This is a genomic window from Embleya sp. NPDC005575 (assembly GCF_040605455.1).
Lineage (GTDB): Bacteria > Actinomycetota > Actinomycetes > Streptomycetales > Streptomycetaceae > Embleya.
Window position 1 is genome coordinate 1 of sequence record NZ_JBEXCV010000195.1, and the last position, 13,684, is coordinate 13,684.

Annotated in this window: 13 protein-coding genes; 6 read left to right on the forward strand and 7 right to left on the reverse strand. The window is 70.7% G+C overall.

The window, feature by feature from the left end; translation table 11 throughout:
* Positions 1–245 precede the first annotated feature (245 nt).
* Positions 246–1,460: a cytochrome P450 gene (locus tag ABZS54_RS37840; RefSeq protein ID WP_355546585.1), complete on the forward strand. Its 1,215-nt coding sequence runs from the start codon at positions 246–248 to the stop codon at positions 1,458–1,460.
* Positions 1,461–1,506: 46 nt separating this feature from the next.
* Here ABZS54_RS37840 and ABZS54_RS37845 read toward each other — a convergent pair whose 3' ends face one another.
* From ABZS54_RS37845 to ABZS54_RS37865, 5 genes are all read right to left on the reverse strand, one after another.
* Positions 1,507–2,802: a cytochrome P450 gene (locus tag ABZS54_RS37845; RefSeq protein ID WP_355546587.1), complete on the reverse strand. Its 1,296-nt coding sequence runs from the start codon at positions 2,800–2,802 to the stop codon at positions 1,507–1,509.
* On the reverse strand, positions 2,799–3,422 hold the full coding sequence (locus tag ABZS54_RS37850; RefSeq protein ID WP_355546589.1) for an ATP/GTP-binding protein: 624 nt from the start codon (positions 3,420–3,422) through the stop codon (positions 2,799–2,801). The genes ABZS54_RS37845 and ABZS54_RS37850 overlap by 4 nt, the downstream gene beginning before the upstream one ends.
* Positions 3,403–3,762 carry a DUF742 domain-containing protein gene (locus tag ABZS54_RS37855; RefSeq protein ID WP_355546591.1) on the reverse strand — a complete coding sequence of 120 codons (360 nt, stop codon included), beginning with the start codon at positions 3,760–3,762 and terminating at the stop codon, positions 3,403–3,405. Before ABZS54_RS37855 ends, ABZS54_RS37850 begins: the two co-directional genes overlap by 20 nt.
* Positions 3,759–4,223, reverse strand: coding sequence for a roadblock/LC7 domain-containing protein (locus ABZS54_RS37860; RefSeq protein WP_355546593.1), 465 nt, complete (start codon positions 4,221–4,223; stop codon positions 3,759–3,761). The genes ABZS54_RS37855 and ABZS54_RS37860 overlap by 4 nt, the downstream gene beginning before the upstream one ends.
* Positions 4,224–4,306: 83 nt before the next feature.
* Positions 4,307–5,833, reverse strand: coding sequence for an ATP-binding protein (locus ABZS54_RS37865; protein ID WP_355546595.1), 1,527 nt, complete (start codon positions 5,831–5,833; stop codon positions 4,307–4,309).
* Positions 5,834–6,886: 1,053 nt separating this feature from the next.
* Here ABZS54_RS37865 and ABZS54_RS37870 point away from each other — a divergent pair.
* From ABZS54_RS37870 to ABZS54_RS37885, 4 genes are all read left to right on the forward strand, one after another.
* On the forward strand, positions 6,887–8,161 hold the full coding sequence (locus tag ABZS54_RS37870) for an Ig-like domain-containing protein (protein ID WP_355546597.1): 1,275 nt from the start codon (positions 6,887–6,889) through the stop codon (positions 8,159–8,161).
* 182 nt (positions 8,162–8,343) lie between these two features.
* Entirely contained in the window at positions 8,344–9,531 is a 1,188-nt protein-coding gene (locus ABZS54_RS37875; protein ID WP_355546599.1) for an Ig-like domain-containing protein, read from the forward strand.
* A 46-nt stretch (positions 9,532–9,577) separates the two neighbouring features.
* Positions 9,578–10,234, forward strand: coding sequence for a class I SAM-dependent methyltransferase (locus tag ABZS54_RS37880; protein ID WP_355546601.1), 657 nt, complete (start codon positions 9,578–9,580; stop codon positions 10,232–10,234).
* Between the two features lie 158 nt (positions 10,235–10,392).
* Entirely contained in the window at positions 10,393–11,088 is a 696-nt protein-coding gene (locus ABZS54_RS37885; protein WP_355546603.1) for a DUF6629 family protein, read from the forward strand.
* A gap of 63 nt (positions 11,089–11,151) precedes the next feature.
* Here the strand turns inward: ABZS54_RS37885 and ABZS54_RS37890 are convergent, their stop codons facing one another.
* Positions 11,152–12,168 (reverse strand): S-adenosylmethionine:tRNA ribosyltransferase-isomerase, encoded by a 1,017-nt coding sequence (locus ABZS54_RS37890; protein WP_355546605.1) that lies wholly within the window; start codon positions 12,166–12,168, stop codon positions 11,152–11,154.
* Positions 12,165–12,869: an SDR family NAD(P)-dependent oxidoreductase gene (locus ABZS54_RS37895; RefSeq protein ID WP_355546607.1), complete on the reverse strand. Its 705-nt coding sequence runs from the start codon at positions 12,867–12,869 to the stop codon at positions 12,165–12,167. Before ABZS54_RS37895 ends, ABZS54_RS37890 begins: the two co-directional genes overlap by 4 nt.
* Before the next feature lie 134 nt (positions 12,870–13,003).
* Here ABZS54_RS37895 and soxR point away from each other — a divergent pair, with 134 nt between their 5' ends.
* Complete coding sequence (soxR, locus tag ABZS54_RS37900) at positions 13,004–13,465, forward strand: redox-sensitive transcriptional activator SoxR (RefSeq protein ID WP_355546609.1); 462 nt, start codon at positions 13,004–13,006, stop codon at positions 13,463–13,465.
* Positions 13,466–13,684 lie beyond the last annotated feature (219 nt).

Below are 13,684 nucleotides of genomic sequence, written 5' to 3' on the forward strand. Positions count from 1 at the left end.
ACGGCCCCTGGAGGGCATCGACTACGCGATCACCCCGTTCAACTACACCCCATCGCCGTTTCGCCATCTCTCCGGGGGCCGCCTCTCCCTGTTCGGGCCTTCTTTCCGGTCAATGTCAAGGGAACATTTGTTCGCCTCCGTGAATACGGCACCGCATGGACGGGGTGGACCCCGAGTGTCGTGGTCCATAGCCTGGACGGGTTTGGTTGATGATCTTCGATTGCGTTGTTGGACAAGGGGATTCGATGACCGCCCTGGATGTGCCAGACATACTTTCGCCCGAGTTCGCGGCCGATCCGTATCCGCTCTACCGGAGCATGCGCGACGAACACCCGTTGCTGTGGCACGAAGGCATGCAAAGCTGGATCATCTCGCGCTACGCGGACCTGGAACGGGCTTTCAAGGAACCGGTGTTCACCACCGACAACTACGACTGGCAGTTGGAGCCCGTGCACGGGCGGACCATCCTGCAGATGAGCGGGCGCGAACACTCCGTGCGGCGCGCGCTGGTGGCACCCGCCTTTCGCGGCAACACCCTTCAGGAAACGTTCATGCCGGTGATCGAGCGCAACGCCCGGCGGCTCGTGGACAGCTTCCGCGAGCGCGGATCGGTGGACCTGGTCCCGGAGTTCGCGCAGCGCTTCCCGATCGATGTGATCGCGGACATGCTCGGCCTGGACCAGGCGGACCACGAGCGCTTCCGGGGCTGGTACACCTCGGTCATCGCGTTCCTGGGCAACCTGAGCCAGGACCCCGACGTGGCCGCGGCCGGGCTGCGCACGCGCGAGGAGTTCGCCGCGTACCTGCTGCCGCTGATCGCCGAGCGGCGCGCGAACCCGGGGACCGACCTGCTGTCCACGTTGTGCCTGGCCGAGATCGACGGCACCCGGATGAGCGACGAGGACATCAAGGCCTTCTGCAGCCTGCTCCTGGCCGCCGGCGGCGAGACGACCGATAAGGCGATCGCTAGCCTGTTCAAGAACCTGCTCGAACACCCCGAGCAACTCGCCGCGGTACGCGCGGACCGGTCGCTGATCCCGCAGGCGTTCGCGGAGACTCTGCGCTTCTCGCCGCCGGTGCACATGATCATGCGCCAGCCCGCCGAGGACGTCGAACTCAGCGGCGGCGTGGTGCCCGCCGGCAGCACGCTCACGTGCCTGATAGGCGCGGCCAACCGCGACGACCGGCGCTTCGCGCACCCCGACCGGTTCGACATCTTCCGCGAGGACCTGACCGCCAAGACGGCATTCTCCGCGGCGGCCGACCACCTGTCCTTCGCGCTGGGCCGGCACTTTTGCGTCGGCGCGCTGCTCGCGGTCGCCGAGGTCGAGGTCGGCGCCAACCAACTCCTCGACGCGATGCCCGACCTGGCCTTCGCGCCGGGGTTCGCGCCCGCGGAGAAGGGCGTGTTCACCCGCGGCCCGGTCGCGCTGCCGGTGACGTTCACGCCGGTGGCCTGAGTCCGGTTCGGGGCGGGCGCCTCGCCCGCCCCGAACCGGCCCGGAATCAGCCCACGTACGCGGGGGTGAACTCGACCGGGAGGTTCTCCAGGCCGCGCATCCACACCGAGTCGCGCCAGACCAGTTCCCGGGTGGGCACCGACAGGTTGACGTCCGGCAGCCGGTCCAGCAGTACCTCGATGGCGGCGCGCGCGATCACCTCGGCCAACTCGGGGGCCGGGTAGGGGCAGCGGTGCTCGCCGTGGCTGAAGGACATGTGCGCGTTGTTGCCCGCGGCGCCGATGTAGGAGTCCGGGCGCACCTGCGGGTCGGTGTTGGCCGCCGACAGACCGAGCACGAGCAGGTCCCCGGCCTTGATCTTCTGCCCGCCGAGCACCGTCGCGCGCACCGCCCACCGGCCGATGAAGTTCTGCGTGGGCGTGTCCTCCCACAACACCTCGTTCAGCGCCTGGCCGACGCTGCGCCGGCCGCCGAACAGGGTCAGCGCGAAGCGGTCGTCGGTCAGCATCAGCCGCAGCGTGTTGCCGATCCAGTTCGCGGTGGGCTGCTGGGCGGCGGCCATCACCACGAGCATGTCCTGGATCAGTTCCTCCTCGGCCAACCCGGCCGGGTGCGCGAGCAGCCGCGAGGGCACGTCGGCGCCCGGGCGTTCGCGCTTGCGCTCCAGCAGCCGGGCCATCGTGGCCCGTACCCGCAGGTACGCCTCGACCGCGCCGTCCCCGCCGTCCAGCGAGCCGGCCAGGTCCTGCACCAGCGCCGGAGTCTCCTGCTCGGGCAGCCCGAACAGCCCGGCCACCACGAGCGAGGGCAGCCGGTGCGCGTAGTCGGCCATCAACTCGGCCTCGCCCACCCCGGCGAACTCGTCGACCAGGTGGTCCGCGATCCGCTCCGCCTGGGCACGCAGCTCGAACTGGTCAACCGCCGCGAGCGCGTCGCTGATCGCCCCGGAGCGGCGCCGGTGTTCGGGCCCCTCGGTGAACATCACCGACGGCTGGTAGCCGACGAACGGCATCAGCGGCCAGTCCGGCGCGATCCTGTCCCACGCGTGCCAGCGCCGCGAGTCGCGAGCGAACAGCTGGTCGTTCGCGGTGACATGGTGCACCTCGCGGTAACCGAGTACGAACCACGCGGGGATGTCGCCGTCGAGCAGGATCGGCGCCACCGAGCCGTGCTCCTGCCGCAGCTTGCGATACATGCGATGCGGGTCCTGCCACAGACCCGGGCCGGACAACCGCTCGGCGTCCACGTGCGAGGCGTCCAGCGGCTTGCCGGCCGCATGTGCCGGGCAACCCTCGGGCGGCGCGGGGGCGTTCGGGTCGTTGAGGTCCGAAGACGTGGTCACAGGGCGCGCTCCCGGGCGGCAGACAACGTGTAGAGGTGGTTCACCAACGCGATCAACACGGCCTTGCTGGACTCCCGGCTGCGCGCGTCGCAGTCGACCATCGGTATCTGCGCGGGCAGCGACAACGCGTCGCGCACCTCGTCCAGCGTGTGCTCGGGCGGGCCGAAGTTGTTGCGGGCGAGCACGAACGGCGTGCCGTGGTGCTCCAGCCGGTCGATCGCGTACCAGGAGTCCTCCAGACGCCTGGGATCCACCAGCACGACCGCGCCGAGCGTGCCCGAGAACAGCCGGTCCCACAGGAACCAGAAGCGCTCCTGGCCGGGGGCACCGAACAGGTAGAGCACCATCTCGTCGTTGAGCGAGATCCGACCGAAGTCGAAGGCGACCGTGGTCGTGGTCTTGCCGTCCGCGCTGCGCGCGTCGTCGATGCCCACGCCCGCCCGGGTCATCGTCTCCTCGGTGTTGAGCGGACGGATCTCGCTCACCGAGCGCACCATCGTCGTCTTGCCGACGCCGAACCCGCCCACGATGGCGATCTTGAGCCCGTCGCGCGCGGTGCTCGCCAGGGGGGTACGGACGGCCGGCTCGGACGTGGCGAGCTCAGAGGTTGTGGAGTCCAACGAGCACCTGCTTCAGGATCTCGGTATCGGGTAGTTGCGCCCGGCGCGGGGAGGTGCGCGGGTGCCGCGCGGTGATCCGCCCCGTGTCGAGCAGGTCGCACAGCAGGATCTTCACCACGCCCACGGGCAGGCCCAGTTCGGCGGCGATCTCCACGACGGCGGTGGGTCGATCGCACATTCGCAGGATCTTGACGTGCTCGGACTGCATGCCCGAGCTCGGTTCGCACTCGCTGACGATCAGTGTGACCAGGTCGAACGCTTCCTCGTTCGCGCGTGTCCGGCCGTTGGTGACCGTGTACAGCCGGTCCGGGTCCCCGCTGTCGACTGGCCGCCGGATCATGCCGATCGGCCGCCTTCATCGAACCGGCGGGCCGGTGCGCTCAGGTACTCGCCTATCTGCTCGACCAGTTCGTTCATGTTGTGGCCGACCACGCCGGCGTCCGCGTCGTCGTCCGCGATCACCGCGAGGTGGGCACCCTCGCCCGCCTCGACGATGAACAGGATGCCGCCGTGGAACTCGGTCATCGACTGCCGCACGCCGCCGCTGCCGTCGCCGAACTCGATCGAGGCGCCGTGCGAAAGGCTCTGGATGCCGGACGCGATGGCCGCGAGTTGGTCGGCCTGGTCCACCGTCAGTTTGGCGGTACGGCACAACTTGAGGCCGTCCTTGGACAGCACCAGCGAGTGCCGGGTGCCCGGGGTGCGCTCGATCAGGTTCTCCAGCAGCCAGTCGAGGTCACGCTCGGGCTGCCGTTGGGTGCCGATCCGCTGTGCGTCGGTGCCGTGTGCTGTTGCGCTCATAGGGCTTCCGGGGTGGACATCCGGTCCGGATGGCCGACCCCCGCCTCCGTTCTCTCGTTGCGTACGACCCGGCGAAGGGGCGATCAGGAATTGTCGTCGGGGGACGCCGTCACGTCCCGACCCGGCCGTTCGCCCTGGACCGCCTGGCGGAACGCGCCGAAGCGGGCGCCGGGGGCGGGACGTGGCTTGGCCGCCGGGGCCGGATCCGGGCGCGACTCGGCCCGCTCCGCCGCCTTGGCCGCGGCGGCCAGGGTCTGCCCGGGACGGCGCTTGGCCAGCCCGGAGAGCGTGGGTGCGGGCGCCGGCTCGGCCGCTGTGGGGGTCGGCTCGACGACCGATTCGAAGACCGAGGGTGCGGCGGCCGCCGGTGCCGGCTCGACCGGCTTCGCCTCGACGGGACGTGCCTCGACGAAACGTGTCCGCGCCGCGGGTGCGCCGGGCACGGCCCGCTTGCGCGGCTCGGGGCGGACCTCGCCGACCAGTTGCCGAGGAATCATCAGCACGACGCCGGTGCCGCCGCGCGAGGAGGGCCGGAAGGACACGGTCAACCCGTGCTTGCGGGCCAGACAACCGACCACGGCCAGGCCCAATCGGGTCCCGGACAGCGTGGTCAGGTCCAACGCCTTCGCCGCGACCGCCTGTTCGGCTCGGCGCAGGGCGAACTCACCCATCACCAGGCCGCCGTCCTCGACGGTGACCACGACACCCGCGGGCACGTCCTCGACGTAGACGTGCACCTGCTCGGAGGGCGGCGAGAACTTGGTCGCGTTGTCCATCAGTTCGGCGAGCGCGTGCATGACACCCTCGGCCGCGTAGCCGGCCACCGCCGCCTCGCTGGTCGAGTGCACCCGCACCCGCTGGTAGGCACTGATCCGGCCGACCGCACCGCGCAGGATGCTCTCCATCACGATCGGCTTGGTCCACCGGCGGCCCGAACGCGCGCCGGTGAGCACCGCGATGCTGTCCGCGAGTCGACCCGCCTGGGCGGTGTTGTGGTCCAACCGCAGGAGGTCGCCGAACACCTCCTCGCCGTGCCGGCCCTCCATCTCGCGCAGGTCCGCCAGCATGCTGGTGGACAGGGCCTGCACCCGGCCTGCGGCGTTCGCACACGCGGACATCGCCGCGGCGCGCATGCGCTCGCCCTGACCGACCTCGCGAGCGAAGGTGGCCAGCGTGCGCTGCAGTGCCTCGTGCTGCGGAGCCGGTACGCCGGCGAGTGCGGTGTCCACCGACGCGCCGCCGCGCAGCAACGCCACCAGCGCGGGCAGCGTCTCGTCGGCGAGCCGGGCCGCCTCGGCCTCGTACGCGGACATCCGGTCCCGGTTGTCGTCGTTCCACCGGGCCGCGTCGCCCTCCATGTCGGCGTTCCGGGCACGCAGCACGTCCGCGGTGCCGATCGCGTACACGGTGGCCGCGACGGCGATGGCCAACGCGAGCGCGACCGCCACGCCGCCCACCGCGACCGTCGTGCGGTGGTTCGAGCCGACGGCGGTCACCGCCCACACGACCGCGCCTGCGGTGATGATCGACACGGCCGCGAAGGCGAGCAGTGCCCGTCCCGTGGGCGGTCGTTCGGACCGGGCGCGAGGGGGCATGTGTGCAGCTGACATCAAGCGGATCCTCGTTGCCGGGGGCTGGTCGGCGTGAGCCTACCGGGCCCGATCCGGACGTGCCCAACACCGACCTTCCGGACGCAGGCGTAGCCTGACGTGTGGTCAACTGCCCTGATATGTCCGCGACTTACCCATCTCTACGCAAGCCGGGTCGGGCCGCCGAAACCGCCTCCGCCGGCCCGCTCCGGTCGCGCCGCGGCAGTTCGCCGTCGCGACCCCGGCGGCTCGCCGGCAACCTGCGGCCGACCGGAGCGGACGCCGCCGACCGGGCCGTCGAACGGTCCGGATTCCCGGCGGCGGCTGCCCCACCAGCACACCGACCGGCCGCGCGGTCGATCCGGGCCGGCGACCCGGGATCGACGATCGACCCGTGCGGGGGTCGCCGCGACCACCTCGACCGGCGCCTCGGGCGACCCGGTACGGATCGGTTCGGCCACGCATCGCGCGGCGCCGCTTTGCGCCGGTTGCACCGGGCCCTCGGGCTCCTCGGACGACGGATCCCACCGCCGCAGGCCCGAACGGTGATCAGTCTCACGTCGAGGAGGGCGCGCGAAGGAAGTCGTGAAGGAGGCGTAAGACGGAAGGGAAAGCCGGCCGCGACACTCGCGCCGCGCCACACCGAGGCCGGATCGGATCAACTCGAACCCACGTTCGATCGGTCGGATTCGACCGGCCGACGCCGGTTTTCCGCCACCCTGTCGCGCATCCGGGGATTCCGCTTCCACCGCGACACGACCGCAATATCTGTGCCGACGCCGCCCGCGCAAGTCGGACCCCGGGGCCGGCTCGACGACCGAAGCGCTCCGCGCGAGGAGCCCGCGCGGCGGGCGCAAACTCGGCAATTTGCTATCTTATCAACCCTCTGTCGGTGTCGTGGGCGCCCGAGGATCGGCCGCGATCACGGCCCGAAGCGAGGTTGCTCCGTCCGATAAGAGATGTACATCACATCCCTCGGAGAGCAACCTGAGGGGCCTTACGACAGTCAATGATGCGGAGACTCGCATCGCGCGGCCTCCATTTTCTCGACCCGCTTGAAGGGAACCCCGAAACGTGGCAGGTAAAGCGATGCGGCGGCGCACCGTCCCGGCCGTCCTGGTCGCCGGCGCGATCCTGTTCACGGGGGCCTGCGGGCTGCTGGGCGGCGACGACAAGGGCGACAAGACGAGCAACGCGGGCGGGGAGTCCAAGGTGACGCCCGGAGCGACCGGCGGTGCCGGCGGCGGCACCGGGTCGGGCAAGCCCCAGGAGCCGGCCAAGGGCGCCGCACCCCAGGTGAACTTGACCCCCGAGGACGGCGCGACCGGCGTCGACCTCGGCGACCCGCTGACCTTCGCGGTCGACGGCGGCAAGATCACCACGGTCAAGGTGGTCAACGCGAAGGGCGAGCCGGTCGACGGCACCCTCGCGGCGGACGGCAAGTCCTGGAAGCCGAAGGTCCCGTTCACGCCCGGCGGTCAGTACACGGTGAGCACCACCGCCACCAACGCGGACAACCAGCCGACGACGGTGTCCACCAAGTTCACGACCGAGACGCTGGGCAAGGAGGTGACCGCGTCGATCTTCCCGGACGGCGGGACGGTCGGCGTGGGTCAGCCGGTGTCGGTGCGCTTCGACCGGCCGATCACCAACAAGGCCGAGGCGGAGAAGGCGATGAAGGTCACCGCCACTCCGGCGGTGTCCGGCGCGTGGCACTGGTTCGGCAACACGCGCGTGGAGTGGCGGCCGAAGGACTACTGGAAGGCCGGCACGAAGGTCAAGGTCGACCTCAATCTGCGCGGCGCGGACCTGGGCGGCGGCGCGGGCTCCAAGCAGTACAAGAGCTTCAACTTCGCGATCGGCAACATCGCCCGGATCTCCACCGTCGACGTGGCCGCCAAGACGATGACCACGACGGAGAACGGCAAGGTGGTCAGGACCACCAAGGTCACCACCGGTGAGTCCCCCAAGTACGACACGTGGGGCGGCGTGATGGTGGTGATGGAGAAGTACACCCAGACCCGGATGAACTCGGCGACCGTGGGCCTGGCCAAGGAGTACGACATCCCGGACGTGCCTTCGGCGGTCCGGATCACCACCTCCGGCACCTTCGTGCACGGCAACTACTGGTACGACAAGACGAATCCGCCGTTCGGTCGGGCCAACACCAGCCACGGCTGTGTGAGCATGACGCCCGAGGACGCCAAGTGGTTCTACGACCACGCGGATCGCGGCGACGTGGTCAAGGTGATCAACTCCAAGGAGCGCACCGTCGCGGCCGACAACGGCTACGGCGCGTGGAACCTGAGCTGGTCGCAGTGGCTGGCCACGAGCGCGACCAAGCAGTGACCGGGGTGTGACCTGCGGGGGCGCACCGCGGTCGCGCCCCCGACGCGCCGATCGGGCAACGCGCTCCGAGCGACGCGCATCGATTGAGACCTCGATCACAGGGTCCCCCGCGCAACGGCTGCGCCGCCGCCGGCGTCCCTTTGGTGAATCCACCTGAGGGCCGAACACGGGGAACCCGCCACATGAATCGAACCACCCGAAGCGTCGGAGTCGCCGCGCTGGTCGCCGCGTCACTGCTGCTGACCGGAGCCTGTAGCAAGGACGACGCGAAGAAGAAGGCGCCGGATCCGGCGAAGGCGGCCGGCGAGAACCGCAACGGCGCGGTGGACCCGGCCGTCGTCACCCTGACCCCCGCGGACAAGGCCACCGGCGTCGACCCCGGGATGCCGATCACCGTCGCGGTCGGCGGCGGCAAGGTCGCCGACGTCAAGGTGACCAACGCGAGTGGCGAGTCGGTGGACGGCGCGCTGGCGGGCAACGCGTGGAAGCCCAAGGTGCCGTTCATGTACGGCGGCAAGTACACGGTGACCGCGACCGCGACCAACGCGGAGAACAAGCCGACCACCGCGACCGCGGCGTTCACCGTGCTCAACCCCACCCAGGCGGCCACCGCGACGTTCATGCCGGACGCCGATTCCACGGTCGGCGTCGGTCAGCCGGTCTCGATCACGTTCGACGAGCCGGTGAAGAACCACAAGGCGGTGCAAGAGGCGATCAAGGTCACCGCCACCCCGGCGGTGGACGGCGCGTGGCACTGGTTCGGCAACTCGCGGGTGGAGTGGCGGCCGAAGGACTACTGGCAGGTCGGCACGCAGGTCAAGGTCGACCTGAACCTGCGCGGTGTGGACCTCGGCGGCGGCGTGATGTCGAAGCAGTTCAAGAGCTTCTCGTTCAAGATCTCGGACACCAAGCGGATCGCCGTCGTGGACGCCAACGCGCACACGATGACCGTCTCGGAGAACGACCAGGTGGTCAAGACGATCCCGATCACGGCGGGCGAGGACCCCAAGTACACGACGTGGAACGGGATCATGGTCATGGAAGAGCGCTACCCCACGCTCGACATGAACTCGCAGACGGTGGGCCTGGGCAACGAGTACGACCAGAAGGCCGTGCCGTTCGCGATGCGGATCACCGAGTCGGGCACGTTCCTGCACGCGAACACGTGGAATCCCAACAACCCGTTCGGCAACGCCAACACCAGCCACGGTTGCGTCAGTATGACCCTGGAGAACGCCAAGTGGTTCTACGAGCGTTCCATCCGCGGCGACATCGTCCAGGTCAAGGGCAACGAGGAGAAGCCGGTCGCGCCCGACAACGGCTACGGCGCGTGGAACCTGACCTGGGAGCAGTGGACCGCCGGCAACTGACCCACCGGCCGCCGGCCGACTCGCACACGATGTCCAACCTGTCCGGATGACCGCCCCTCAGGACCCACCGCTGCTGAACGACGCGACGTTGAGCCGCTCGCCGGTCGTGGCGAACAACGCGATGAACCGCGAGCGGGGTCTGCGTGGAGTGAACAGCTACGCGCGCGAGTTGGGCTTCGACCCGCTGTCCCGGTTGGCCCCCGGGACGGCGTGGCTCGACCTGTGCTGCGGGTCCGGTCGGGCGCTGTTCGAGGCGGCCGGTGATCCGCGCGCCGAGGGCGTGCGGATCACCGGCGTCGACCTGGTCGACTTCTTCCTTCCCGCCGTCCGGCCGGCCGGGCTCGACCTGATCGCAGCCGACGCGACCGGGTGGACCGCGCCTGGCCGCTACGACCTGATCACCTGCGTGCACGGCCTGCATTACGTAGGCGATCGACTCGGGTTGCTTGCCCGGATCGCGTCCTGGCTGACGCCCACCGGCCTGTTCGTCGCCGACTTCGACCCGGCCGGACTCGCGCTCGCCGCCGACCTGCCGGGCGAGTTGCGCCGCCAGGGCTTCGAGTACGACGCGCGCCGGCGGCGGCTGGTGCTGCGTGGAGCGCGGGAGGTGGTGTTCCCCTACACCTATCTGGGTGCCGACGATACGGTCGGGCCCAACTACACGGGCCAACCGGCGGTACGTGCCCACTACACCGGAACGTGACAGAGGCCACTGCGGTGACGGGAGTCCGAATGAGCGTATGAACTGTTGAACACATCGACTACGGGTACGCCTGCCACGGAGCAACCGTTCCGGCAGCCGTCCCGACGCCCCATCCGAAGATCCTCCCGACAACCCTCCCCAGGCGAGACGAGGCAGCCGTGTGTTGGAGCGCCGAAGTCGATCTCGTGATGGGCAGCGCCATCACGGCCGTGGGCATAGCAAGCGTCGCGTCGGTACGGCGAATCAACGATCTGCCGATGGCGATGTTGCCCGTGATCCTCGGCGCCCACCAGCTGGTCGAGGCGGTGGTGTGGAAGGGCGAGCGAGGTGCGGTGTCCGCCGGCACCGCCGAGATCGCACGCGAGGCCTGGGCCACGATCGCCTTCCCGCTGCTGCCCGCCTTCGTCCCGCTCGCCGTGGTGGCCGCGCAATGGCCGCTGCGGCCCGGCCGGGAGCGGGTCCGGGCGACCTTCTTCGTGCTGCTCGGCCTGGTGGTCGCCGGCGCACTCGGACACGCGCTGGCATCGCGCCCGGTGAACGCCGAGATCTGCGGGAGCACCGTGCGCTACTCGGTGGGCATCCCCGGCGCCCCATGGGTGATCGCCGGCTACCTGGTGGCGACCCTGGGGTCGCTGCTGCTGGCCCGGGACCGATTGTTGCGCGTCCTGGGCCTGGTCTGCGCCGTCGGCGCGGCTGTCACGATGCGTCTGTGGTTCCACTCCTTCGCCTCGACCTGGTGCGCCGTGGCGGCCGTCGCGAGCGTGATCGTGTTGTGGTGGGTGCGCTCCCGACGCGATCCGCCGGTGGGGGGCTCGGGGCACCGACCCGGGCCGGTCTCCGAACTCGTGCGCTGAGGTCGCACCGGCTCGCCATCGGTGCGGGGCGGCGGCGCGGGATCGCGGAACGGCGCCGCGGATTCAGGGCAGCAGCAGTGAACTGTCGCCGAACTCGTGCCACAGGTAGCCCTCGGCGAGTGCCTCGTCGTACGCCCGGCGCACCACCGCCGGGCCCACCACCGCCTCCAGAAGCAGCAGGTGGGTTGCCTCCGGCGCATGCAGGCCGCTGATGATGCCGTCCACTACCCGGGCCGGCCGGCCCGGGCCGAGCAGCAGGTCGGTCCAGCCGCGCGCGGCCGCGATCTCGCCGTCGGGTCGGACCGCCGACTCCAGCGCCCGGGTCACCGTGGTGCCCACCGCGATCACCCGACGGGCCTGACGGACCAGGTCCGCCGTGTGCTCCGGGACGTTGAACCACTCGCGCAGCGGCGGCTCGCCCACGTCCTGCGAGGACACCCCGGTGTGCAGCACGATCGGTGCGACGGCGACGCCGCGGGTGATCAGGTCGACCACGAGTTCGTTGGTGAACGGGCGTCCCGCGCTCGGCATCTCGGCGCTGCCCTCGTCCCGCGCGAAGACCGTCTGATACGCCGTCAGCGGCCATCTTTCGCGCAGGTAGGCGTAGGTGATCGGGCGACCGCGCTCGGCCAGGAAGGTCTCCACCCGGGCCTGCGGCACGGTGATCCGCGCCTTCCACAGCCGCTGCGGGGCGTGCTCCACCGGATACGGGTCCAGCAACAGCGCCATCCCGCATCCGGTGCCGGGAAAGCGCACCGCCTCGAACCGGCGCACGCCGTCCACCGGCCCGGGCGTGCCGTCGGCGTGCCGCAGTTCGAGCACCCAGGTCTCGGCGTCGATCCGGGTGGCGAAGTGCACGGTCACCGGCGAGCCGTCGGCACGGTAGCCGTCCACCGCGGCGGGCAGCGTCGCGGAGGTGTTCACCACCAGCAGGTCGCCGGGGCCCAGGTGCCGGCCGAGGTCGCGGAACACGGTGTGCTCGACCCGCCCCTCGGCGTGTATGAGCAGCCGGATCCCGTCCCGCGTCAGTCCGCGCGCCTCGGCGGGTTCGGTCGCCGCCTGGGCGACCGGGGTGCTCACGAGGTCACCGCCGAGGCGAACTCGGCGACGGTGTACCGGCCGCTCGCGGGGCGCTCGTCGAGCAGCCTCAGCAGCGCCGGCACCACCGTCTCGGCGGCCGGCCGATCGGAGACGTCTTCGCCGGGGAACGCCTGCCGATGCAGGTCGGTGTTCATGTCGCCCGGATCGAACGCGTAGACGTCCAGGTCGGGTTGCTCGGCGGCCAGAGTCGCGGTGACGTGGTCGAGCGCGGCCTTGGTGGAGCCGTAGCCGCCCCAGCCGGGATAGGCGTTGACGGCGGCGTCCGAGCTGATGTTCACGACGGCGCCGCGATCGGGACGGCCGAGCAGCAGGGGCAGGGTCAGTTGGGCGAGTGCGAGCGGCGCGAACACGTTCACGTCGTACGCCCGGGCCAACTCGGCGAGCGGGTAGCCGGCGAGCGGCGGCATCGGGCTCGGGCCGAGCACACTCGCGTTGTTGACGAGCAGGTCGAGCCGACCGGACTCGCGGACCACGTCGCGCAGTTCGCGGCGGTGCGCGGGGTCGGCCACGTCGCCGGCAACGGCGATCACGTCGGCGTCGCCGCGCAGTTCGTCGGCGGCGCGGGCCAGGTCGGCGGCTCCGCGCGCGTCCAGGACCAGGGTCCAGGAGCGGGCGGCGAGCGCGTGGGCCAGGGCCAGGCCGAGCCCCCGCGAAGCGCCGGTGATGAGTGCGACAGGCATGGTGTTCTCCAGAGGCATTCCACACCCCACCCGGTGATGGGTTGCCCCTCTACACTGCAAGCTCAAGTGCACTTCAGGTCAAGCCGACGAAACCAGGAATCGGCCGGATCGTGGACCGGACTTCAGGAGGCGGCGTGCTCACCGGAACGGACTTGTTGACCGTCGGCCAGATGACCGCGCGCAGCGGATTCGCGGCATCCGCCCTGCGCTACTACGAGGCGGAGGGGTTGATCAGCGCGAGCCGCACGTCGGGCGGGCAGCGCCGCTACGAGCGGCACATCCTGCGCCGGCTGGCGTTCATCCGCGCGGCGCAGAACATCGGCCTCACCCTGGAGGAGATCAAGGAAGCGCTCGACAGGCTCCCAGAGGGCCGAACGCCCACGCCGGCCGACTGGGCGAAGATCAGTCGGGCCTGGCGTGGGCGGCTGGAGGAGGAGATCGAGGCACTGGTGCGGCTGCGGGACGGCCTGGAGCAGTGCATCGGCTGCGGCTGCCTGTCGATGAAGCGCTGCCGCATCTCCAACCCCGACGACGTGGCCGCCCGCTACGGCTCCGGCGCCGTAACCCTCCCCGAACTCCTCCGCGCACACGGCTGACGCCGCCCGAGATCCGACCTCCGACCGGTGGCCTCAACCGCCGGCCGAGCTGAATTTCCCCCACCCGCCCGGCACTCGAAGCCACCCCAGCCCGGCCGGCGCTTGAGGCCACCCAGCCCGGCCGGCGTTTGAGGCCACCCAGCCCGGCCGGCGCTTGAGGCCACCCAGCCCGGCCGGCGCTTGAGGCCACCCAGCCCGGCCGGCGCTTGAAGATCGGAA

Excerpts from the sequence above, each read along its gene's own strand:
- ABZS54_RS37840 (WP_355546585.1), top strand. The coding sequence starts at position 246 with ATGACCGCCCTGGATGTGCCAGACATACTTTCGCCCGAGTTCGCGGCC.
- ABZS54_RS37855 (WP_355546591.1), bottom strand. The coding sequence starts at position 3,762 with ATGATCCGGCGGCCAGTCGACAGCGGGGACCCGGACCGGCTGTACACG.
- ABZS54_RS37860 (WP_355546593.1), bottom strand. The coding sequence starts at position 4,223 with ATGAGCGCAACAGCACACGGCACCGACGCACAGCGGATCGGCACCCAA.
- ABZS54_RS37865 (WP_355546595.1), bottom strand. The coding sequence starts at position 5,833 with ATGTCAGCTGCACACATGCCCCCTCGCGCCCGGTCCGAACGACCGCCC.
- ABZS54_RS37875 (WP_355546599.1), top strand. The coding sequence starts at position 8,344 with ATGAATCGAACCACCCGAAGCGTCGGAGTCGCCGCGCTGGTCGCCGCG.
- ABZS54_RS37880 (WP_355546601.1), top strand. The coding sequence starts at position 9,578 with ATGACCGCCCCTCAGGACCCACCGCTGCTGAACGACGCGACGTTGAGC.
- ABZS54_RS37895 (WP_355546607.1), bottom strand. The coding sequence starts at position 12,869 with ATGCCTGTCGCACTCATCACCGGCGCTTCGCGGGGGCTCGGCCTGGCC.